15 protein-coding genes are annotated in these 23,536 nt (G+C 70.0%); 11 read left to right on the top strand and 4 right to left on the bottom strand.

Annotated elements, in window-relative coordinates; translation table 11 throughout:
* Positions 1 to 1,152: an adenylate/guanylate cyclase domain-containing protein gene (locus tag A5696_RS05225; RefSeq protein WP_067874401.1), complete on the bottom strand. Its 1,152-nt coding sequence runs from the start codon at positions 1,150 to 1,152 to the stop codon at positions 1 to 3.
* A 14-nt stretch (positions 1,153 to 1,166) separates the two neighbouring features.
* Between A5696_RS05225 and gcvT the strand changes: the two genes are divergently transcribed.
* The 5 genes from gcvT (at position 1,167) to A5696_RS05250 (ending at position 8,763) form a co-directional block, all read left to right on the top strand.
* Positions 1,167 to 2,273 carry a glycine cleavage system aminomethyltransferase GcvT gene (gene gcvT, locus A5696_RS05230; protein WP_197516888.1) on the top strand — a complete coding sequence of 369 codons (1,107 nt, stop codon included), beginning with the start codon at positions 1,167 to 1,169 and terminating at the stop codon, positions 2,271 to 2,273.
* Between the two features lie 56 nt (positions 2,274 to 2,329).
* Positions 2,330 to 3,436 carry a branched-chain amino acid aminotransferase gene (locus A5696_RS05235; RefSeq protein ID WP_067874407.1) on the top strand — a complete coding sequence of 369 codons (1,107 nt, stop codon included), beginning with the start codon at positions 2,330 to 2,332 and terminating at the stop codon, positions 3,434 to 3,436.
* 267 nt (positions 3,437 to 3,703) lie between these two features.
* Complete coding sequence (locus A5696_RS05240) at positions 3,704 to 4,279, top strand: hypothetical protein (protein WP_156738252.1); 576 nt, start codon at positions 3,704 to 3,706, stop codon at positions 4,277 to 4,279.
* A 71-nt stretch (positions 4,280 to 4,350) separates the two neighbouring features.
* Positions 4,351 to 5,874: a neutral zinc metallopeptidase gene (locus A5696_RS05245; RefSeq protein WP_067874411.1), complete on the top strand. Its 1,524-nt coding sequence runs from the start codon at positions 4,351 to 4,353 to the stop codon at positions 5,872 to 5,874.
* A gap of 228 nt (positions 5,875 to 6,102) precedes the next feature.
* Positions 6,103 to 8,763 (top strand): hypothetical protein, encoded by a 2,661-nt coding sequence (locus tag A5696_RS05250; protein WP_067874413.1) that lies wholly within the window; start codon positions 6,103 to 6,105, stop codon positions 8,761 to 8,763.
* A 26-nt stretch (positions 8,764 to 8,789) separates the two neighbouring features.
* Here the strand turns inward: A5696_RS05250 and A5696_RS05255 are convergent, their stop codons facing one another.
* The 3 genes from A5696_RS05255 to A5696_RS05265 are packed head-to-tail and all read right to left on the bottom strand — an operon-like array spanning position 8,790 to position 10,605.
* Positions 8,790 to 9,257, bottom strand: a complete 468-nt coding sequence (locus tag A5696_RS05255) for a RyR domain-containing protein (RefSeq protein ID WP_067874415.1) — start codon at positions 9,255 to 9,257, stop codon at positions 8,790 to 8,792.
* A 27-nt stretch (positions 9,258 to 9,284) separates the two neighbouring features.
* Positions 9,285 to 9,854, bottom strand: a complete 570-nt coding sequence (locus A5696_RS05260) for a hypothetical protein (RefSeq protein ID WP_067874421.1) — start codon at positions 9,852 to 9,854, stop codon at positions 9,285 to 9,287.
* A 4-nt stretch (positions 9,855 to 9,858) separates the two neighbouring features.
* On the bottom strand, positions 9,859 to 10,605 hold the full coding sequence (locus A5696_RS05265; protein WP_067874422.1) for an AAA family ATPase: 747 nt from the start codon (positions 10,603 to 10,605) through the stop codon (positions 9,859 to 9,861).
* A gap of 50 nt (positions 10,606 to 10,655) precedes the next feature.
* Here A5696_RS05265 and A5696_RS05270 point away from each other — a divergent pair, with 50 nt between their 5' ends.
* From A5696_RS05270 to A5696_RS26910, 6 genes are all read left to right on the top strand, one after another.
* Entirely contained in the window at positions 10,656 to 11,798 is a 1,143-nt protein-coding gene (locus A5696_RS05270) for a patatin-like phospholipase family protein (RefSeq protein WP_067874423.1), read from the top strand.
* On the top strand, positions 11,776 to 12,507 hold the full coding sequence (locus tag A5696_RS05275) for a hypothetical protein (RefSeq protein WP_067874424.1): 732 nt from the start codon (positions 11,776 to 11,778) through the stop codon (positions 12,505 to 12,507). The genes A5696_RS05270 and A5696_RS05275 overlap by 23 nt, the downstream gene beginning before the upstream one ends.
* Before the next feature lie 398 nt (positions 12,508 to 12,905).
* On the top strand, positions 12,906 to 14,453 hold the full coding sequence (locus A5696_RS05280; RefSeq protein ID WP_156738253.1) for a zinc ribbon domain-containing protein: 1,548 nt from the start codon (positions 12,906 to 12,908) through the stop codon (positions 14,451 to 14,453).
* 110 nt (positions 14,454 to 14,563) lie between these two features.
* Entirely contained in the window at positions 14,564 to 18,811 is a 4,248-nt protein-coding gene (locus A5696_RS05285; RefSeq protein ID WP_231964233.1) for a TIR domain-containing protein, read from the top strand.
* A gap of 16 nt (positions 18,812 to 18,827) precedes the next feature.
* On the top strand, positions 18,828 to 23,033 hold the full coding sequence (locus A5696_RS05290) for a TIR domain-containing protein (RefSeq protein ID WP_067874428.1): 4,206 nt from the start codon (positions 18,828 to 18,830) through the stop codon (positions 23,031 to 23,033).
* A gap of 116 nt (positions 23,034 to 23,149) precedes the next feature.
* Positions 23,150 to 23,527, top strand: coding sequence for a toll/interleukin-1 receptor domain-containing protein (locus A5696_RS26910; RefSeq protein ID WP_231964238.1), 378 nt, complete (start codon positions 23,150 to 23,152; stop codon positions 23,525 to 23,527).
* The last annotated feature ends 9 nt before the right edge of the window (positions 23,528 to 23,536 follow it).

Raw genomic sequence — 23,536 nt, forward strand, 5'->3', positions numbered from 1 at the left:
CTAGTCACCCGCGCCGCTGCTTTCCCGCCTATGCAGGTCGAACGCGGTCACGGGGGCCTCGAAACCCTTGAGCGTCAGCGGGCCGTGGGGCACCGCGGGCCAGCCCGGCAACTGCCGGTGCAGCTCGGCCGCGGCCAGGATCTGTCTCGGCGCGGCGACGGCCACCAGCCGGGCGGCCAGGTTCACCGGGAGGCCGAAGTAGTCGCCGTTGATGGCGAGCACCTCGCCGTACGCGAGACCGGCGCGCACGTCCAGGCCCGCCTCGAGCGCCCGCGGATGGTCGACCAGATCCACCGCCGCCTGCGCGAGCCGCTCGGGCGCCGAGCACACCCACATCACGGCGTCGCCGATGAACTTCACCACCCGGCCGCCGTCGGCGTGCACCACGTCCGCGACGGTGCCGCCGAACTCGGTGAGCAGTTCCGACAGCTGCGCGGGCGTCAAGGACTGGGTCAACGCGGTGAAGCTGGACAGATCGGCAAAACCGATGCCGCACACCACGCTCGGCGACGTGTCGCGCAGGACGCCCTCGAAGTGGGTTCGGGCGCTGGTCAGGTGATGGCGGTGCACCACGTCGATCAGGGCTCCGATGCGGGGCACGAACTCGGCGACCGACCGGTACGCCTGCGCCGTGGCCAGCTCGTCGTGGGTGTGGTTCATCTGGATGTCCGGCGTCCCGGCGCGGATCACCGTCGACTCGGCCTCCGCCAGCCGGGCCATGGTGGCGCCGAGCACCCGCAGCATCCCGAGCGCGCCTTCCTCGCCGACCACCGACTTGAGCGCGACCCACGTCGCCAGCGCGTCGACGTCGGCCTGGCTCAGCGCGGGCACATCGGGGCCGGCGACGGTCAGGCCGAGCAAGGCCCACGCGTGCGCCACCTCGTCGGCGGACAGGCCGAGCCGCTCGGCCGCGGACTGCACCGTGTAGATCGGGCGGCCCGACCAGGCCACGACGTCGCCGGCCAGCCCGAACAGCCGCCCGCGCCGTTCGGCCTCGACCATGTCGTCGAGGGTGAAGCCGAGCCCGTGCAGGTACCTGATCAGGTCGGCCCGCTCGCGGGCGTCGCCGATACCCGCGGCCTCCAACTCTTCGAAGTCCAAGGAGTCGAGCGGACCGGACACCTGCCCAAGTGTGCCAGCTGCGGAGGCCATTAGGGTGGGTCGTCGTGACCGAGCTGCAGCACGGACCGCTGGAAGACCGCCACCGCGCCCTGGGCGCCAGTTTCGCGGAGTTCAGCGGCTGGTCGATGCCGGTGTCCTACGCGGGCACGGTCAGCGAACACAACGCCACCCGCGACGCGGTCGGTCTGTTCGACGTCAGCCACCTCGGCAAGGCCCTGGTGCGCGGCCCGGGCGCCGCGCAGTTCGTCAACTCCGCGCTCACCAACGACCTGGGCCGCATCGGCCCGGGCAGGGCGCAATACACGTTGTGCTGCACCGAATCCGGCGGTGTCATCGACGATCTCATCGCCTACTACGTCGCCGACGACGAGATCTTCCTGGTGCCCAACGCCGCCAACACCGCCGCGGTGGTCGAGGCGCTGCGGGCGGCGGCCGAGTCCGGTTCGGGACCCGGGCTGACCATCACCAACGAGCACCGCTCGTATGCGGTGCTGGCGGTGCAGGGCCCGCGATCGGCGGGCGTGCTCGCCGAGCTGGGCCTGCCGGCCGACATGGATTACATGGGCTACGCCGATGCCTCGTTTTCGGGAGTGCCGGTGCGGGTCTGCCGGACCGGCTACACCGGCGAGCACGGCTACGAGCTGCTGCCGCCCTGGGACTCCGCGGGAGCGGTGTTCGACGCGCTGATCGCGGCGGTGACGGCCGCCGGGGGAGCCCCGGCCGGCCTGGGCGCCCGCGACACGCTGCGCACCGAGATGGGCTATCCGCTGCACGGGCACGAGCTTTCGCTCGACATCTCGCCGCTGCAGGCGCGCTGCGGGTGGGCGGTGGGCTGGAAGAAGGACGCCTTCTTCGGCCGCGACGCGCTGCTGGCCGAGAAGGCGGCGGGACCGCGACGGCTGTTGCGGGGGCTGCGGATGGTCGGCCGCGGGGTGTTGCGCCCCGGGCTGACGGTGCTGGCCGGGGACGCTCCGGTCGGGTTCACCACGTCGGGGACGTTCTCGCCGACGCTGCAGGCCGGCATCGGGCTGGCGCTGATCGACACCGACGCCGGAATCGACGACGGCGCGCACGTCACCGTCGACGTCCGCGGCCGCGCCGTCGAGTGCGAGGTGGTGCGCCCGCCGTTCGTCGACCTCAAAACGCGTTAGCCGCCAGGGGTTCACGTGAGGAAAACCCGTTGCCGCACGGATATAGAATCGGCCCCATGACCAGCGGCTCACTCGAGTTCACGGTTCTACGCGCGTCTAATCCGGCGACCGACGCAGAACGTGAATCCATTCTGGCGGAGCCGGGTTTCGGCAAGTACTTCACCGACCACATGGTGTCGATCGACTACGACGAGGGCCAGGGTTGGCACAACGCGCGCGTCATCCCCTACGGCCCGATCGAATTGGACCCGTCGGCGATCGTGCTGCACTACGCGCAGGAAGTCTTCGAGGGGCTCAAGGCATACCGCTGGGCGGACGGCTCGATCGTGTCGTTCCGCGCGGAGGCCAACGCGGTGAGGATGCGTTCGTCGGCGCGGCGGCTGGCGATTCCCGAGCTGCCGGAGGGCCTCTTCGTCGAATCCCTCTGCCAGCTCGTCGCTGTCGACAAGGCGTGGGTGCCCCGCAGCGGCGGCGAGGAGGCGCTGTACCTGCGGCCGTTCATCTTCGCGACCGAGCCGGGACTGGGTGTGCGGCCGGCCAAGCAGTACCGCTACCTGCTGATCGCCTCGCCGGCTGGCGCCTACTTCAAGGGCGGCATCAGCCCCGTCACCGTGTGGGTGTCGACGGAATACGTGCGGGCCAGCCCCGGCGGCACCGGCGCGGCCAAGTTCGGCGGGAACTACGCCGCCTCGCTGCTGGCCCAGGCCCAGGCCGCCGAAAACGGTTGCGACCAAGTGGTATGGCTGGATGCGGTCGAGCGCCGCTTCATCGAAGAGATGGGCGGGATGAACCTGTTCTTCGTCTTCGGCAGCGGCGGATCGGCGCGGCTGGTCACCCCGGAGCTGTCCGGCTCGCTGCTGCCCGGCATCACCCGGGACTCGTTGCTGCAGTTGGCCATTGATGCCGGATTCTCGGTCGAGGAGCGCAGGATCGACATCGACGAGTGGCAGAAGAAGGCCGCCGCCGGCGAGATCACCGAGGTGTTCGCCTGCGGCACCGCCGCCGTGATCACGCCGGTTTCCCGGGTGAAGTACGGCGACCACGAGTTCACGATCGCCGACGGGCAACCGGGCGAGGTGACGATGGCGCTGCGTGACACGCTGACCGGGATCCAGCGGGGCACCTTCGCTGACACGCACGGCTGGATGGCCCGCCTGGACTAGGCGGTGCGCCCGAACGGCGAGATCCCGCCCGCGGGCGGGTCATCGACGAGGTCAGCCGAACCGTTGATCGGCGCGTCACCGGGCGGAAGCGAGCAACGCGTTCGCGTCTACAGCCGGGCACAGCGAGGGCGCCGGGCCCGCGCCCCGTGTCGGTAGCGAGTCGGATCGGAAAAACCAGTGCGCGTTGCAACGCGGCGGGCTACCCTACGTTCGTCCTGGACGACGCCCCGTGCGGGCGGCCGCCCACACCGGATATGCGAAAGCCCGATGATGGTGACTTTCCCGAAGAGCAGTTCCTCGGCGCCGCGTCGGCCCTCCGGTTGCAAGACCAACCCGGGCCGTGCGGCGGTGCATCACGCGAACGACGCTGCGCCCCAACCACATCCGCGGGTGCGCCGCCTGCCGGTCGGTGCGGCCGGCCTGCTGTGCCTCGCGCTGCTGACAACCGCCCCGCCACCGACCGCCAACGCACAGGTTCCGCTCGCCGACTGGCTTTCCCGCTCGGCGGTGCCGGTCGAAGGCATCCACCGGGCGGAGAACGACGCCTTCGGCGTCCTGCAGGCGGAGGGGCCGATCGATGCCGATCAGTTGCAAGCGGATTGCACCGGACTCCACGATGCCAATGAAGGGTTGCGGAACGGAATGCCCACTCCGGACCCGAGATTGACCGTCGAGGTTCAGCAGGCCATCGACAACTTCGACACGGCTGCGCAGTCCTGCATCGAGGCCGTTGCGACCCACAGCATGACCAAACTGGACGATTTCGTGTCCGCCCTGAAAACGGCGGAACGGCACCTGTCCAGAGCCGACACGATCCTCGTGGCACTGGCTGCTCCGGGGTGAACAACGATGCCGGTCCATAACGCGCCCACGTCCGCGGCGCACGCGTTCGTCACCGGGCACGAGGAGGCTCGATGAAGCGACTCGCCGTCGCCGCCGTCGCCGCGCTGACGCTGCTGGTCGCGGGTTGTTCGAAACCCCCGAGACCCCCGGACTCCCACCCCCCGATCCCCGAGAGCCCCAACCCCTCGCAGGTGGCCGGGGCGCCGGTGGCGAATGGGACCTCGGGTCTGCGGCCCGGTGCTCCGGGGCCGACGCGGCCCATCCAGGACGGTGACGGCGGCGAGATCGACAACCTGGCCGCCATGGCGGTTTCCGACATCGAACAATTCTGGGCGGGCGCCTACGGCGCGCCCTTGACGGGCAACTTCGCGCCCGTCAACGCGGTGTTCTCCTGGGACTCGCGCTACAAGAACGGCAGCTTCTGCGGGGCGCCGACCTACGACACGGTCAACGCGATGTGGTGCGGCAGCACCGACCCCAGGGACCAGAACTGCCCCGACGACCGGCCCAGCCCGCCGGCGACGTGTACGTTGTCGCGCAACACCATCGGCTGGGACCGTGGTCAGCTCATGCCCGAGCAGCGCGACGTGGGCGGCGACATGGGCGTCGCGGTGGTGCTCGCACACGAGTACGGCCACGCCATCCAGCACATGGCCGCGCTGGTGGACATCACCAACACCGCCTCCGCGACGGTGGCCGAACAGCAGGCGGACTGCTTTGCCGGCGTGTACATGCGCTGGGTGGCGGACGGCAAATCGCCCAGGTTCACGCTCAGCACCGGGGACGGCCTGGCCAAGCTGCTGCGGGTGATGATCGGCATTCGGGACCCGCTGCTGGCGGCGGGCAACCCGGCCGAGCGGCGTCTGGTGCACGGTTCGGCGTTCGAACGGGTCACGGCGTTCCAATTCGGGTTCGACGGCGGAGTGCGCGCCTGCGCGGGCATCAACGAGGCGGAGATCGCGCAGCGCCGCACCAACCTCCCCAAGGAATTGCTCGAGCACGGCACCACCGGCGAAACGCCGATCACCAACGAGTCGGCGAAGTCGGTGCTGGAGGCGCTGAACAAGCTGTTTCCCCTATCCACGCCGCCGCAGCTCGTGTTCGAGCAGCCGCCCTGTCCCGACGCCCATCCGAGCCCGCCGGCGTGGTTCTGTCCGTCGAGCAACACCATCAGCGTGGACATGCCCCGGCTGGTTATGATGGGCACGAGTTTGGCCCGCGGCTCCCCCCTCGACATGATGGGGCCGCTGTTCGGCGACTACACTGCGTTTTCGGTGCTGGTGTCGCGGTTCATGATGGCCCTCGAGAAGCAGCACGGCGGACTCGCGCTCGACAACACCAACGCGGGGTTGCGCACCGCTTGCCTGACCGGCGTGGCGACCGCGAAGCTGTCCAAGCCCGTCGTCGTGTCCAATGGCGTCACCATCGCGCTGAGCGGCGGCGACCTGGACGAGGCCGTTTCAGGGTTGTTGACCAACGGCGCGGCCGCCGGGGACGTCAACGGCGCGTCGGCGCCGTCCGTGTTCGCGCGCATTGCGGCCTTCCGCGTCGGGGTGCTCGGGGACCAAGACCGTTGTTACAAGCGCTGGCCGTGACGTTCGCCGACACCCGGGTGGTTGGCGCTCCGCGAAGCCTTCCGCACCCGGCGGGGGTGCCGATATCCTTTGCCGATGAGCCCGCCGGCTTACCCGCACACGGACTGGGCCTGAATGACGCCGCACGCTGACCCGAGCGCCAACGGCGAGTCGAGCCAACGCACTTCGCGCGGAGGCGGTTGGGCCGCCCGCGGAGCCGACAGCCCGACGCTGATCGGAGACCCAGGGTTGCGGGTCGCACAGCTGGCGCTGCTCGTCGTGGCCGTCGGCCTCGTCGGCTGCCTCGCCCTGGCGGCCGTGGCGCCCGAACGCAGATGGCCGCGATGGTTGCAGTGGCTGACCGACGGCGGCGACTGGGCACCGGTCATGCTCGTGGTCGCGGTGATCGCGCTGCTGTGCGTCCTCACCTACCGGTTGCCGCGCAATCGTTCGTCGGCGGCCGTGCCGGTCATGATCGTCGTCGGGCTCACCCTGACCGGGCTGGTGCTGGGCTTCAGCTCATTCTGGGGTTGCACCAACCCGGACCATCCGACCTTCGTCAGCCCGTTGCTGTGGACGGCCTCCCTGGTGAAGGGGGGCATCGGCGACGAAGTCCTGGAAAGCGCCGGAATATGCCCGAAGCCCACGCCGGCGGCGCTGCAGGTCGCGCGCCTGACCATCGTCGCCGCGCTCTTCATCAGCGTGGTGGGCGTCGCCGCGGCGGCGTTTCGCGCGCAATCTGACCGTCTGCGCGCCGCCTGGGCGCGCACGGTGACGGTGGTGGTGGACCTCGACGACGACTCCGTGTCGATGATCGGCCCCATAGCGCGCAGTCTCCGCCCGGGCGGCGCGCTGGTGCTCATGACCGACAACGTCGACAACGCGTGCATCGCCGAGGCGCGCAGGCTGGGAGCGCGCGTCGTGCAGGTGGGCTTCGAGCGTCCCGAAACGCTTGTGGAGCACAAGTTTTGGCGTCGCCTGAGCGCGCTGTATCTGCTTTCGGCGGATCCGTCGACGAATCTCTCGCGGCTTACCGCCGTGAGCCAACTCCTGGCGCCCGTCGCGACCAGGCGGCGCATTCCCCTGATCGTGCGCGTCGACGACCCATGGTTGGCCGAGGCCTGGCGGGCGCAGAAGTTCGGTCATCACGGCGGCGACTCCGATCACCTGTGGGTTGCCGACACCGTGTCGAAGTACGAGGCGACCGCGCGGCGGCTCACCGACCAGGTTCTTCGTAACAAGGCGGTTCGACAGATCATCGTCTGCGGCGCTTCCCAATTGACACTTGCGCTGTGCGCGGAGATGGCCCAGCGGCACATCGAGCGGTGCTTCCATGCCCCGGAGGGCCAGCCGGAACTGCCCGCATTGACCGTGGTCGCCCCCGATGCCGACGAATACGTCAGCGACCACGAGGAACGCCACAAGCGGAAGGGGTTCAGCAGCGACCCGCCGCCGGTGGACCGCGTCGCCGCGGTGCCCTCCGCGGCGGTGGTGGGCCGGGTCGTCGCCGACACCGATGGGATCGACTCGACCAAGGCCGTCATCGTGGTCGACTCGGTGGCGGCCGCCGACCCGATCCTGGGGACACGGTTGGCCGCAAGCCATCCCACGATGCCGATCTACATGTGCGATCCGACGGCCCGGCTCAACGCCGAAAGCGTCCCCGTCGCCTGCGAGCTGCGAACCTACCGGCTGGGAATGGAACTTCCGGACGGCCACGCCCACGACAACTTCGAACGCGCCGCCATGTTGATCCACGAGCGTTACGCGTCGTCGCAAGGGGATCGCACCAAGCCCGCGGCGCAGCCGTGGGACAAGCTCAGCGGCTTCTACAAGGGCTCCAACCGTCGCCAGCTGCAGAACGCCCTCTGGATGGTCGAGAAGATCGCGGGCCACACCTGGAACGCCACCGACGCGCCGCACACCGCGGTGTCCCCGGAGAGCCTGGAAGCGTTGGATGCCGGCGCCGACGGGGGGACACCGCCCGCCGAGGCCGCGCTCAAAAAGCTGGAACGGCTCGGGATCGGCGAGGCCGCCAGCTACGCCATGGCGCGCGCGGAGTGGGAACAGTGGAGCAACTACCTGCGTCAGCGCGGGTGGACATGGGGTCCCGCGCGCAACATCGCCGACAAGCGGCACGAACGATTGGTCGACAGCTGGGAGGCCACCCTGGCGGACCCCGAGCTGAGGGCGGTCGCGCTGAAGAGCCTGGCGGACTCCCAGATCGCGCTGGCCCGGCTCCAGCGGCTCGGCTTCAGCGAGGACACCGCCTACGCGATGGCGCAAGCCGAATGGGAGGACTGGAGCCGCTTCCTGCGCCGGCACGATTGGAAGCAGGGCGACCGGCGCGACGAAACCCACCGGAAACACGAGAAATTGGTGGCGGACTGGGAAGCCACGGTGATGGACCCGGAGCTGAAAGCCGCGGCGCTCAAGAGCCTGGCGGGCACGCTGATGGAGCTGCGCAAGCTCGGTTACCGCTCGATGCCGATGTGGGACACATACGAGCGGACGGGGACCGTGACCGCGAAACATCATCGCAGGCAATGGAAGTACACCACCGCCGCTGGGGAGGCCCTGTGCGGTGCTGCCGGCGACTGGGAGGTGCGCGATGGCAGTCACAGCTGGCCGGTGCGCGACGATATTTTCCGGGCGACCTACCGGCATCTGGGAGGAGACCAATGGCAACGCACGGGAACGGTGCTCGCGCGGCGGGCCCGGCCGGGCGAGACCGTCCCCACGCTCGAGGGACCTGTCGCGGCGGAAGAGGGCGACTTCGTGATCCAGGGTGACCGGGGCGAGCAATGGCCGGTGCGCCCTGCCGAATTCGAGCGGCGCTACCGCGGACCGGTGCCCGTCTACCAGGGCCCGAGGGTGTCCACGACGGAACCGGCGTCCGCGGATGTTTAGCGAATTGCAGAGGGCTACAAGGGCTTTCAGGGGGCGAGCGTCGGCGTTCGTCCGCGGACAACCCGCAGGCCCACCGAAGCCAGCAGCCGGGGGATTTCCCTGACCGCGTCGCGATCGTAATCGGCGATCTCGGCGGGCAACTCCTCGAACGGCACCAGATAGGGAGTTGTCTTGCGCGCGGCGTCCTTGTCGCCCGGGGTCCAGCCGTCGGCGGTGCGCTCCCGCACCCAGCGCGCATGTTCGGCGGACGCAAGCCTCTCGACTTCCTCGTCGGCGAAGGCGAAATCATTCGCGCGCGTCCGGTCCAGTGGTGCGATATCGCAGCCGACGGCGCGCAGCTTGGCGGGGATGTCGCGGGCCTGATCGCGACTCGACTCCCTGCGCGATTCATCCAGTTCCTGCCAGGACGGCGCGGGTTTTCCGGCCGCGATCTGCGCGCTGCGCCAACGCTCGTGGATGGCCTGCGCGATCGGTTCGACGGGCCCGCTCCACATCGGCTCAACATACATCCGCCCGCCCGGTCACCGCGCGTGCTGCAGCGTGCTTTCCAGCTGCGGATCGTCCCAGCCGCGTAGCCGCAGCGCGGCGCTCGAGTTCCGGTTGTAGGGGCGGTCGAACACGACGTGCCGCCAGCTGGCCCGGCCGTCGTTCGTGTCGACTTCCGGTCGGTCGTCGATCAGGACAAGCCCTTCGTAGCGGTACTTTTCCCGATCGATGATCGCGTCGGTGACCACTCGTTCGCCGAAGTGGGGAACGAAGTGGCGTCGCAACCACGCGAGTTTGTTCCGCACCGACCGTTCGTTTCTGGACAGCGGCGCCGAGCAGATCCGCGGCTCGTACCCGGCATCGATGAGCCGTTGCCATCCCTGCAGCGCGTGGTCGACCAGCGGCAGATCGAGGAAGAAATCGGGATGGCGCGTGATCTCCGCGACGTGGGCCGCGTGCCGCGGATAGTCGTCGGCGACGTAGAAATTCGTCCGGGCGACGCGCGCCACGGTGCGCGGCAGCCGATCCAACACCGCCGCGTCGAAATCGGCCAGCACCCCGTCCATGTCGACCAGCACGACGTTGCCGCGACCGCGCCCTGCCATCCTGTCATTGTGACACCGACACCGTGCGCAGGAAGTCCCGCGCGTTCCGCAGGACCGCGTCGATGGTCAGCGTGGTCGTGTCGATCAGGGTTGCGGGGATGGCGTCGAAGGCCGTCAGGGCCGGCAGGCCCGTGTCGACGGATTCGTAGAACCGCAACGTCTGTCGGTGCTGCTCGGTGATGAACTCGAGTGTTTCGTACTTGTCCCCGTTGTCGTCGGCGGCGACGCGGTCGAAGGCCACCCGCGGCTCGGCGGTCAGGTAGACGATCGCTGTGGCGCGCTCGAGCTCCGTCGTGCGCAGCAACGCGTCGGTCTCGTCGTAGCTGACGCCCTGCACAGCCCCGAAGATGAAGTTGTCCATCCACCCCCGCTGGGACAGCAGCAGCGGGTGCGTTCGCCGCCAGTCGCGGATGAGGGTGTTGGTCAGCCGGGCATCCGTCGCGAACAGCAAGCGATCCGTGTGGACGTCACCGAAGGCCGACCCGCCGCCCGACACGTCCAGGAATTGCCGCACGAAGCCGTGGTACGGCAGCCGGAACCGGAACCCGCCCAGCTGCTCGGCCAGGGAACGCACCAATGTCGTCTTGCCCGAGCCGTCCAGCCCGGTGATCGCGATCCAGGGCGCGGGCGGCGGTGTCACGGTGGCGCCGTCCGCGCCGGCCTGCCGGGCATGGCTGCCATTGTCCGCCACGAAACCGCACGCGGACCGGGCAATCGGCGAGTTGACCGCATTCGGGGCAATCGGATGCACGCGAGCCCGGGTGGCGGATAAGTTCGGTCGCAGCGACGACGGGAGGTCAGATGTCCTTCAGGGACCGCGTGAGCTCGCCGGGACCGAAGAAGCTGCTCGCCCTGGACGGCGGCGGCGTTCGGGGTGTGATCACCCTGGAGATACTGCGGCGATTGGAATCGATGCTGGCAGAACACCTCTGCGTGGGAGACGATTTCGTGCTGGGGGACTACTTCGACTACATCGGCGGAACCAGCACCGGGGCGATGATCGCGGCCGGGCTGGCCAAGGGGCTGCACGCGGGACAGCTGCTGGAGCTCTACGTGAGCAGGGGCGACGAGATGTTCGACCACGCATCGCTGCGCCGCCTGTATCACTACCGCTACGGCAGCGTGCGGCTGCAGGAACTCCTGCAAAGCGTCCTCGGCGAAGACACCACGCTGGGCAGCGACGAGCTGAAGACCCTGCTGATGATCGTTGCGCGGAACGCGACCACCGACTCGCCCTGGCCGCTGAGCAACAACCCCAACGCGCTCTTCAACGACCCGAGCCGGCCGGACAGTAACCTGGCCATCCCGCTGTGGCAGCTGGTGCGGGCCAGCACCGCCGCGCCGACCTATTTCCCGCCCGAGACGGTCCCGCTGGGCGGGCGCAACTTCGTGTTCGTCGACGGCGCGCTGACCATGTACAACAACCCCGCCTTCCAACTGTTCCTGATGGCGACACTCGACGAGTACCGATTAGGCTGGCCCGCAACGGAATCCGATCTGCTGCTGGTTTCGGTGGGAACGGGCACCTGTCCCAAGGCCGACGACCGGCTGCGCCCGGATTCGATGAACCTCCTGTTCAACGTCGCCTCCGTGCCGGCGGCGCTGATGCACGCGGCGCTCACCGAACAAGACATGCTGTGCCGGGTGTTCGGCCGGTGCCGCCACGGTGCGCCCATCGACGCGGAGGTCGGGGACCTGATGCGGGGAGCCGGGCTGTTGCCGCAGCGGCTTTTCAGTTACGTCCGCTACAACGCGGAGCTCTCGCGCTGCGGGCTCGACGAGTTGGGCCTGGGCGATGTGGCGCCCGAGGAGGTGCAGACGCTGGATTCGGTTGAGCACATCGGCGAGCTACGCCGGGTCGGGCAGGCGGCGGCGGGCGCTGTCGCCGTCGAGCACTTCGCCGGATTCCTGGGACGGCCCGGTGGCGTCGCCGTTCCGGGTTGAGTTGACGGGCGCGGCCTCCGCGCGCGCCGTGTATGTCGGCGAGGAGAACCAATTGCCGGCCGCGCTCGACGCGCTGGGGCTGCGCCCGCCGCGGCCGGCGGTGGTGGTTGTCGGCGGGGCCGCGGGGCTGGACCGGGACGGCATGGCCGGCCTGCGTCCGTTGTTCGCGGAAGCCATCGCGCCGGTCCTTCAGGCGCGCGGCGCGGCCGGCGTCGACGGCGGGACCCGGTCGGGCGTCATGCGCCTGCTGGGCGAGGCCCGTGCGGCCTGCGGGGCAACATTTCCGCTGCTGGGCGTGGTGGCCGCCGGGCCGGTGAAACTGCCGCGGGAACAGTCCCCGGGCGACGTCGCCACCTTGCTCGAACCCCACCACACGCATTTCGTCGTGGTGCCGGGCGACGAGTGGGGCGCCGAGTCGCCGTGGATCGCCCGCGCCGCAACGGCGCTCGCGGGGTCCGGGCGATCGGTCACGGTGCTCGTCAACGGCGGGGAGATCGCCTACCTGGACGTCCGGCACAGTGTCGAAAGCGCCCGCCCGGTCCTGATCGTTTCGGGCTCCGGGGGCACCGCCGATGTGCTCGCCGCCGCGCTTAGCGGCGGTTCGGCCGACGGCCGGGCCGCGGCCCTGGTCGGCTCCGGCCTGATTCGGGCGGTGCCGATGAGTCCGCCGGCGGTTCTGGCCGGGCTGCTCACCGCCGCCCTCGGCTGATCGGCGGGCGGGTGGGCCGGCGTCCCGCCGCTGCGCGGCCGGTGACCGAACGGGGCGCCGGGACAGGGCATTCGACGCGTGAACTAATGACCTGTGGTCATTGAAAACGTCGCGGCGCAAACCCCTCGCCTGAAGCGTGCGGCGGTCGTAAACTTCGAGTGCGCAAATTCCGCCTTTTTGGGGGCTGCTTATGCGACCGAATACAACGCCGACCGATCGGGCCCCAGATCGGCCAACGGCTTGCGGTCCGGGCTTGCTCCGTGTGTTCGCAACCACCGGTCCGCCGGTGATCCTTCGCATGCAGCTTCCGAAAAACCGGAGAGGTACGAACAATGGTCAATCCGACTAGCCCGGCTTCCTCGGAGCCGCGTCGACCAGTGGCGCTGATGGGAACGTTGATGCCGCATCTGGCGGAGCGACGCCATCACCTCTACCGCAACGTGACCGGGCTCGCATTGGTGGCCGCCTTGATCGCCGCCGCCCTGGGCTCGTTGCCGGTGGCGTTGGTGTTGGCCGCGGTCGCACTGCCGGCGGCGGTGTTGGTCTACATCCACGATCACCGGCTGTGGCACGACGAGCCGATCACGATCATCGTGTTGGCCTTCGGGCTCGCGCTGGTCCTCGGAGTCGGCGTGGGGCTGCTGGAAACGTATTTCGTCGACTCCGTCGTGGCGTGGGGCGCGCCGGGATACCACTCGCCGCCGGTCTCCCGGATCCTGAAGCTGGGCCTGGTCCTGCCGGTGGTGGCGTTCGCGGCGGTTCTGATCGCCCCGCTGCTGATCAGCACGCGGTCGGCGTTTCGCCATCCGTTGGATGTCGTGGTGTCCTGTTCGCTGGCTGGTGCGGCGTTCTCCCTGGGCCTCAGTGTCGTCGTGCAGCATGGAGCGTTCACCCACGTGCAGGCCACCACTGGCGACCCCGCGCACGTGGCCTTCATCGCGTTGACGCTCGGCTTTTTGCAGCCGATCATCTTCGCGACCGCCGCCATGGTGGGCGTGCTCGGGTTGCGCGTCCCGGGCGTCAACACGGTGGTGGGGGTCCTCGAGGGCCTGGCGCTGGTGGTGGTGTACGAGTTGGCCACCACGCTGCTGCAGCCGTACGGGACGCGCGGGATCGTGCTGACGGCGTTGGCCGCGTTCCTGTTGGCCGGCGCGGGAATGTGGGCCGCTCGCAACGCATTGCAGGCCGCGACGGTCGCCGATTCGGACCAAGCCCAAACGGCCGGGGAGCGTGAGGAGTTCGAGCATCGGCTGCACGCGGCCGCGATGGCGGCTGTCATCGTCGTGGTGGTGGCGGTCGCCGCGGCGATCAGCCTGGCCGTCGCGGAGGGCGGCGCCTCGACGCCTCCGACACCCCCGGGGCATGGCGGCACGATCGCGCCCGGCGCCGCGGCCGCGGCCGGCGCCCTCCTGCCGGCGCCGGGACGGCCGGGTGAACTGCGTTCGGGCAACATGCATCTGGCGTCCGTCACCAAACCCCTTGCCCTCTCGTTCGGCCCGATCGACCTCGGAAGCGGAGTGTCCGTGGCCCCCGCCCAGGGCTGGACGATCCTGAATCGGGACCGGCAGTGGGTCGACCTGATCAACGCCGGCCACGACGCCATCGTTTATGCCTCCGTCGGCAAAGCCAATACGCAAGACATCGTCAGCGAAGCGAACACGCTGATCAACCAGAACATCCGAAGCGGCGGCTTGACCAACGTCCAGCAGAATTCCTCGGCGCGGCCGGTGCCGCTGCAAGGCAAGAACTTTCAACAACTGATCGAGTTGGACTACACCGCCGACGCCCAAACCAACCAGGGCACAATGCAGATCTGGGGAGGATGGATAGTCCTGTACAACTCCTCGACCGAGATCTCCGCCTTCTACAATTACTTCGCCAACAGCCAGGACACATTCAAATCGTCCCTGCCGGACGCCGGGAGCATGCTGGTCTCGATGGAGTGACGAGAAGATCTGGTTGGCACGGGCGTGCGGCAAATGCTGATTGACCGGTCGGCGCTTTCCGGGTGGTGTCAGGCCCGGTGCGCCGGCCGGGCCGCACGCTACATGGGCGATTGGACACCGTCGTGCTGCGAATCTTCCTGAGCCATTCCAGCCTGGACAGCCGTCAGGCGGTGGCCCTGAAGCAGTGGCTGTCGCTGAGGCGACCGCAGCTGGCCAACGAGATCTTCCTCGACATCGACACCCGCACGGGCCTGCAGCTGGGAGATCGATGGAAGGGCCAGCTCTTCGCCAGCAATGCCCGGTGCGAGCTGGTGATCTGCCTGCTGTCGCGGAACTGGGAGGCTTCCCACGAATGCAAGGCGGAGTACCGGATCGCCGAGGGCTTGGGCAAACGAATCCTCTGCGTGCGCCTGGAGGACGTCGCCGACACCGACATCAGTTCCGAATGGCGGCGGTTCGACCTTTTTGCCGACGGCCCGCACACGGAACTTGATGTCGCGGCGGCGCCGGAGCTGGCCCGGCTGGGGGACGTGGGAGAGCCGGTGCGGTTCAACACCACCGTCCTCGAGGAGGTGCGCAGGGCGGTCGAGGGCAGCGGCGTCGGACCGGAGAATTTCGTCTGGCCACCCGACGAGGATCGGACGCGCGCGCCGTATCGGGGCTGGGAACCGTTCGAAAGCATCGATGCGGCAGTGTTTTTCGGTCGCGACGCGGCCATCGTGCGCGGGGTCGACGAATTGCGCGCGATGCGCCTGGCCGGGACCAAGTCGCTGTTCGTCGTGCTCGGCCCGTCCGGAAGCGGTAAGTCCTCCTACCTCCGGGCCGGCCTGATCCCGCGACTGCAGCGCGAGGACGGCCGCTTCGCGGTGCTGGGGATCCTGCGTCCGGAGCGCGCCGCGCTGACCGGGGACCGCGGCCTCGGCGCGGCCATTCACACCGCACGAGCGGCGCTCGACTTGCCGGGCCCGCCACTCGACGAGGTCAACCGGGCCTGCCTGGACGAACCGGAACGGGTTCGGCAACTGCTGATCGAGCTGCGCTCCGCGGCGATGCAGCGCTTGGGCCAAGCCGGCGGTGAGGGGTCGGCGCCGACGCTGATCCTGCCGGTGGACCAGGCGGAGGAATTGTTCGCCGCGGACGCCGGACCGCAAGCCGAGCTCTTCCTCCACCGGATCGCCGGGCTGGCCCACCGGCTCAACGCCGAGGACACCGGCCTGATCATCGCCGCCACCATCCGCACCGACCGCTACGAGGTGATGCAGAACCATCCCGCCCTCGCCGGGCTGGCCACCACGTTGTTCAACGAGCTGAAACCGATGCCGCCGACCGAGTTCCGCGAAGTCATCGTCGGCCCGGCCCGGCGCGGTGAGACCGCCGGCGAACAACTGCGCTTCGCCCCGGCCCTCGTCCAGCGGCTGATCGCCGACGCCAGCGAGGGCGCGGACAGCCTGCCGTTGCTCTCCCTGACGCTGGCGCGGCTGTACGGCGACTGGCGAGAGCGCCGACAGGAAGGCGCCGCGGCCGGCGAGCTGACCCCCGCCGACTACGACGCGATGGGCGCAATGCGCAACGTCGTCAACAACGAAGTCGAGGCGGTGTTGGCCGAGGATCCCGCGCGGCGCCGGCACCAGCTCGACCTCCTGCGGTCGGCGTTCATCCCGTGGCTGGCGACGGTGAACCCCGACAGCGACCAGCCGATGCGGCGCGTGGCGCGCTATCGCGATCTACCCGCGGAAGGCCGCCCCTTGATCGACGCGCTGGTGGAGCGGAGGCTGCTGGTCCGCGACCAGCGTGACGGCGAGGTGGTCGTCGAGGTGGCCCTGGAAAGCTTTCTGCGCCAATGGGAATCGCTGGCCGGCTGGCTGCGTCAGGAACGCCAGCACCTGATCACCATCGACGACGTGGAACGCGGCGCTGCGGCCTGGCAGGCCCACTGGCACGACCCGGCGTGGCTGTTGAGCGGCACCCGGCTCACCGACGCCGAAACCCTGGAGGGCATGCCGCAATTCGGACAGCGCCTCGCCGGCACCCGCGGTTACCTCGCGGCATCGCGGTACGCCGCGGAGGCGACCGCGGCGGCCGAGGAATCCTATCGGCAAACGCAACTGCGCAACGCCCGGGAGCGCGAACACACCGCCGATGCCCACGCCGCCGCCCTGGGCCGGCGCTCGCGCATCCTCCGCCGCGCGCTGGCGGGCACCGCCGTGGTGGCCGTCATCGCGATCGTGGGGGCGATCATGGCCGTGGTCAACACGTCCAAGCTGCACGCGGCCGAGCGACAGGCGCAAAGCCGGTTCTACGACGTGACCGCCGCCCGCCTGCGCGCCGAGGCGGCCGACATGCTCGCCGGATCGGCTCCCGGCGGGGACATCCGCGCGTTCGACGAGCTGCTCGCCGCCCACGCGTTGGCGGGCGCCCCCGACGATCGCCCGCTGGTGCACGCCGCCGCCGAACGTGTCACCACGCTCAAGATCATCGACACCGGCACGGTCGTGCTCGGCATCGCCCAAAACGGGGGCCGCATCGCCAGCGCCGGCCGGGACAACATGGTGCACCTGTGGGACGCGGCCACCGGCCGGGCGCTCGGGGCGCCACTGCGGGGACACACCAAGCCCGTGATGAGCGTGGCGTTCAGCCCCGACGGGCATCGCCTGGCCACCGCCAGCGAAGACAACACCCTGCGGATATGGGACGCCGCCACGGGGCGGTCCATCGGCGCCCCCCTGACGGGTCACACAGATTGGGTGACCAATGTGGCGTTCAGTCCGGACGGGCGCCGGCTGGTTTCGTCCAGCGACGACGACACGCTGCGCCTGTGGGACGCCGACACCGGGCGACAGATCGGGGATCCCCTGACCGGGCATACCGCCAGCGTCAACAGCGTGGCCTTCAGCCCCGACGGACACCGGCTGGCCAGCGCCGGCTCCGACCGCACGGCGCGAATCTGGGACGCCGACACCGGGAAGCAGATCGGCGCGCCGCTGGCCGAACACGACGCCACCGTGTGGTGCGTGGCCTTCAGCCCCGACGGGCGCCGGCTGGCGACCGGAGGCGCCGACCGCATGGTGCGGCTCTGGGACGTCGACAGCGGAAAACCGATCGGCAATTCGATGGCCGGCCACACCCAGGACGTGACCGCGGTGGCGTTCAGCCCCGACGGGCGCCGGCTGGTGAGCGGCAGCACCGACAACACGCTCCAAATCTGGGACGCCGACACCCGGCAGCCCCTCGGGCCGGCGATCACGGGGCACACCATGTCGGTGGACGCGGTGGAGTTCACCCCGGACGGCCACCGCCTCGTCAGCGCCGCCGACGATCAGACGGTCCGGATATGGGACGCCGACCAGCCGCTCACCGGCCACACCGGGACCATTTTCGGTGTCGCGTTCAGCCCGGACGGGCATCGCCTCGCCACGGGCAGCGGTGACCACACCCTTCGACTGTGGAACCTCGACACCCTCCAACCCGTCGGAGCCCCGCTGAGCGGTCACACCGACGACGTGACGGGTGTGGCGTTCAGTCCCGACGGCCACCGCCTGGCGTCGTCGAGCTGGGATGGGACGGTGCGGCTGTGGGATGCCGACACCGGCCGGCAGATCGGGGCGCCGCTGATAGGCACCGGCAAGGTGAGCAAGGTGGTGTTCAGCCCCGACGGGCACCGCCTGGCCTCGGCGGGCTGGGATGGGACGGTGCGGCTGTGGGACGCCGACGCCGGGCGGCCCATCGGCGCGCCGATGACCGGGCACGCCTCAACCGTGACGGGTGTGGCGTTCACCCCCGACGGCCGCCGGATCGCCAGCTCGAGCTGGGACGGCACCGTGCGGCTGTGGGACGCCGACAGCGGCCGGGCCCTGCAGACCCTGCGCATCGTCACCACCGATCTCATCTGCCTCGCGATCAGTCCGGACGGGCACCGGCTGGTGACCGGCAGCAGGGACGGAACGCTGCAGGAATGGAACCTCGACACCGGCCGCACGGCCGGCGCACCGATCGGCGGGCATATCGACGCCGTCACCGCCGTCGCGTTCAGTCCGGATGGTCGCCGGCTGGCCAGCGCGAGTATCGACCACACGATCCGGTTATGGGATGCCCGCACCGGGGACGCGCTGATGCAGCCCCTGGTCGGGCACGACGGCGGGGTGTGGGCGGTGGCCTTCGCCCCCGACGGCCAACGGCTCGCCAGCGGCGGCGTGGACGCCACCGTGCGGGTGTGGCCTCTCGTCGCCGACTCGAACGCCCTGTGCGACAAGATGATTGCCAACATCAGCCAAAAAGACTGGCGCGCATGGGTTTCTCCCGACATCCCCTATGTCCGGCTCTGCCCCGGACTGCCGACCGGCCCGGGCGAATCGTCATGACAATCGGGAAGTGGCCATGTCGCGCGTCTTCGTGAGTCATTCGGCGGAGGACCGCCGCGCGGCGATCGCGTTGAGAAACTGGCTGTGCGAGCACCGGCCGCAACTCGTCAACGAGATCTTCCTGGACCTCGGCCCCGACTCGGTGACCGGTTCGGCGGCGCGGTGGAAGCGCGAGCTGTTCAAAAACGATTCCCGCTGCGAGGCGGTGATCTGCCTGGTCTCAGCCGCCTGGCAGGCGTCCGCGCAGTGCAGGGCCGAATACCGCACCAGCGAGGGTCTCGGCAAACAGATTCTCGTCGCCCGGCTCGAGGACACCGGGCCCTCGGACATCACCTCCGAATGGCAGCGCTGCGACCTGTTCGCCGTCGGCCCACAAACGCCGATCGAGGTGCCCGGGGGCCCCCCGCTGCGCTTCAACTCCGCGGCGCTCGATCAACTGCGCCGGGCCATCGCGGGCACCGGGGTGGGGCCGGAGAACTTCGTGTGGCCGCCGGCCGAGGACCCGCTTCGCGCGCCGTACCGCGGCTGGGAACCGTTCGAAACCCTCGATGCCGGAGTGTTTTTCGGCCGCGACGCGGCGATCGTGCGCGGCCTGGACGAGATGCGCGCGATGCGGCTCGCGGGGGCCAAGCCACTGTTCGTGGTGCTGGGCCCGTCGGGCAGCGGCAAGTCGTCGTTCCTGCGCGCCGGATTGATCCCGCGGCTGCAGCGGGAGGACGGTCGCTTCGCGGTGCTGGGCATCATGCGCCCCGAACGGGCCGCGCTGACCGGCGAGCACGGTTTCGCGGCCGCCATCCACAGCGCGTGCCAGCGACTCGGACTGCGCGGAACCCGGCTGGGCGACATCAAGAGGGCCTGCCTGGGCGACCCCGATCGAATCGCGCGGTTGCTGACCGAGGCGCGCTCCGCGGCCGCCAAGCGGCTGGCCGACGTCGGCCGGGACGGGGCGGCGCCGACGCTCGTGCTGCCGCTCGATCAGGCCGAGGAGCTGTTCTCGGTCGACGCCGGCGACCAGGCCGAGCAGTTCCTGACCTTGCTCGCCGCGAGCCTGCGCGAGATCAACGCCGCCGGTCTGGGTTTCGTGGTCGCGGCGACGATCCGCACCGACAGCTACGAGGCGATGCAGAATCATCGCGCCCTCGACGGCCTCGGCAGCGTGTTGTTCAACGAGTTGCGGCCCATGCCGGCCTCTGAGTTCCGCGACGTCATCGTGGGCCCCGCCGCGCGGACCGCGGAGGCCGAGCAGCATGTCCGATTTTCGCCGGCCCTGGTGCAACGCCTGATCGAGGATGCCCGCGAGGGCGCCGACACCCTGCCGCTGCTGTCGCTGACGCTGGCCCGGCTGTACACCGATTGGCTTGACGCGGATGTCAACGAGCTGACCGTCGATGACTACGAAGCGATGGGCGGCATGCGCGATGTCGTCAACAACGAGATCGACGAAATCCTGGCCGACTCTCCGCACGATCGCCGCACCGCGCTGGCGATCCTACGGTCGGCATTCATCCCGTGGCTGGCCACGATCAATCCCGACAGCGATCAGCCGGTGCGGCGGGTGGCGCGCTACCGCGACCTGCCCGAGGACAGCCACCCGCTGATCGACGCGCTCGTCAGGAAACGGCTGATGGTCCGCGACGAGCGCGACGGCGAGGTCGTCATCGAGGTGGCGCTGGAAAGCCTGCTGCGGCAATGGAACTCGTTGGCAGGGTGGCTGCGCGAGGAGCGGCAGCACCTGTTGACCGCCGACGACGTGGAGCGCGGCGCCGCCGCCTGGGCCGGCCACGACCGCAACCCCTCGTGGCTGCTGACGGGAACCCGGCTGGTCGATGCCGAAAGCCTCGCCGCCACCGCCGAATTCAAAGAGCGGCTGCTCGTCGCGGGGGAGTATCTGCGCGCCTCCCGGGTCGCCGAGGACGCCAGCCGGATGGCGGAGGCGCGGCGCCGGGAGGCCGAACTTCGCGATGCGCGGGAACGCCAGCAGACCGCCGAGGCCCACGCGGCGGCGCTGCGCCGGCGCTCGCGCGTGCTGCGCGCCGTGGTGGCCGGTACGGCGGTGGTGGCGGTGATCGCCGTCGTGGGGGCGATCCTGGCGGCGACCGCGTCGGTTCATGCGCGTTCGGCGCGCAGGCAAGCCCAAAGCCGGTTCCTCGACGCCACCGCCGTGCGGCTGCGCGCGGAGGCCGGGGACATCTTCACCAGATCGGCGCCGGGCGGGGATGTGCGTGCTTTCCAGGAACTTCTCGCCGCCGACACGTTGGCCAACACCCACGACGATCGCCCGCTCCTGCACGCCGCCGCCGTGCGCTCGAGCACGCTCAAGGTCGCGGACACCGGCGCGCGGGTGCTGGCCGTGTCGGTGAGCCCCGACGGGCACCGCCTGGCCACCGGCGGCGATGACAACAACGTGCGATTGTGGAGCGCCGACACCGGCCAGCCGCTGATGGCGCCGCTGACGGGCCACACCGGCATGGTGACTGGTGTGGCGTTCAGCCCGGACGGTCGCCGGCTGGCCACCTCGAGCCGTGACCACACGGTGCGGTTGTGGGACACCGCATCCGGCAAACCCATCGGGAATCCGCTGACCGGGCACACCGGCTGGGTGACCAGCGTCGCGTTCGGTCCCGACGGGCACCGGCTCGCGAGCGGCGCCGACGACATGACGGTGCGGCTGTGGGACGCCGACACCGGCCGGCCCGTGGGGTCACCGCTGACCGGGCACACCGACGTCGTGACGGGCGTGGCGTTCAGCCCCGACGGCCAGCGGGTGGCCTCCGGCAGCCGCGACAAGACGGTGCGGCAGTGGGACGTCGCCACCGGCCGGGCCGTGGGAGCACCGCTGGCCGGGCACACCAATCAGGTGCGCAGCGTCGCGTACAGCCCGGACGGGCACCGGCTGGCCAGCGGCGGCGATGACAACAGTGTGCGGTTGTGGGACGCCGACACCGGCCGGCAGCTGGGGCCGCCCTGGGAGACGCACACCGACGGCGTGACGGGTGTGGCGTTCAGCCCGGACGGACGCCGGTTGGCCAGCTGCAGCGTCGACAACACCGTGCGGTTGTGGGACGCCGAGACCGGACGGCAGCTGGGCTCCCCGCTGACCGGGCACACCAACGTGGTGCTCAGCGTGGCGTTCAGTCCCGATGGCCGACGGCTGGCGTCGGCGGGCTGGGACCACACCTTCCGGCTGTGGGACGCCACCGAGCCCCTCGCGGGAAACAACGGCATGGTGGACAGCGTGGCCTTCAGCCCCGACGGGCGCCTACTGGCCACCGGCGGCGAGGATCACACCGCCCGGCTGTGGAACGTGAGCACCCGTGAGCCCGCCGGGCCGCCGTTGACCGGGCACACCAGCACCGTGCTCGGCGTCGCGTTCAGCCCGGACGGGCACCGGCTGGCCACCGCCGGCGACGACGACACGGTTGTCGTGTTCGACGTCGGGACCGGTCGCCCGGTCGGCACACCGATCTCGGCGCACTCCGACGGCGTGTCCAGCGTGGCGTTCAGTCCGGACGGGCGGCGGCTGGTGACGGGCGGCGGGGACGGCACCGTGCGGCTGTGGGAGGCCGCCACCGGTCGGCCGAGCGGAGCACCGCTGACGGGGAGCGCCAGGACCGTATGGAGCGTGGCGTTCAGCCCGGACGGGCATCGGGTGGCGGCGGGAGGCCTTGACTACACGGTGCGGTTGTGGAACGCCGACACCGGCGAAGCCATCGGCACGCCGCTCGAGGATCGCAGCGGGAAGGTCTACGGCGTGGCCTTCAGCCCGGACGGCCACCGCCTCGCCTCCGTCAGCGAGGACCACCTGGTGCGGCTGTGGAACGCCGACACCGGCCACCTCGTCGGCGCCCCGATGAGCGGGCACACCGACGTGGTGCTCGGCGTGGCGTTCAGCCCCGACGGGCACCGGCTGGCCAGTGGCGGCCGAGACGCCACCGTGCGGTTATGGGACGCCGACACGCAGCAACCGCTGTTCGGACCGCTCACCGGCCACGCCAACTCGGTGACCGCCGTCGCATTCAGCCCCGACGGGCAGCGCCTCGCCAGCGGCAGCGGCGACGGCACCGCAAGGCTGTGGCCGGTCACCGCCACCTCGAAGACCTTGTGCGACAAGCTTATTGCCAACATGAGCCACAAACAGTGGCGGGACTGGGTGTCGCCCGACATCCCGTACGTCGCGACCTGCCCCGGGCTGCCCACCCCGGCGGACGAGCCCGCGGGTTAGTGGCCGTCGGCCATGTCTGACCGGATCTTTTGCGCCGCAACCCGTTTCGCGCGGGAATTGCTACTGGTTGAACCCAACACGCTGATCCTTGCTCAGGAGGCATGATGTCGGATGCGATGCAGGTTGTGCCACCAGGTGTGGGGCGGGTGGTGCCGGAGTATGACGCGTTTTTGTCGTATACGCATCGGGATCGGTTGGTGGCTAGTGGGATTCAGAAGGGTTTGCATCGGGTTGGGCGGCGGTTGGGGCAGTTGCGGGCGTTGCGGGTGTTTCGTGATGACACCAATTTGGAGGTGAGTCCGGATTTGTGGGGCAAGATCACCGAGGCGATGGATCGGGCTCGTTTTTTGGTGATGGTGTTGTCTCCGGCTGCGGCTCAGTCGTATTGGGTGGATCGGGAGGTGGGGTATTGGTTGCAGACTCGGGGTCGGTATGCCCGTCAAACGGCGCCCCGATCGGCTGGCCGGTGTCCGCGTCCCATAGCCGCAGCGTGAGGTCCCGGG

The organism is Mycobacterium sp. E2699 (assembly GCF_001666745.1).
Classification (GTDB): domain Bacteria; phylum Actinomycetota; class Actinomycetes; order Mycobacteriales; family Mycobacteriaceae; genus Mycobacterium.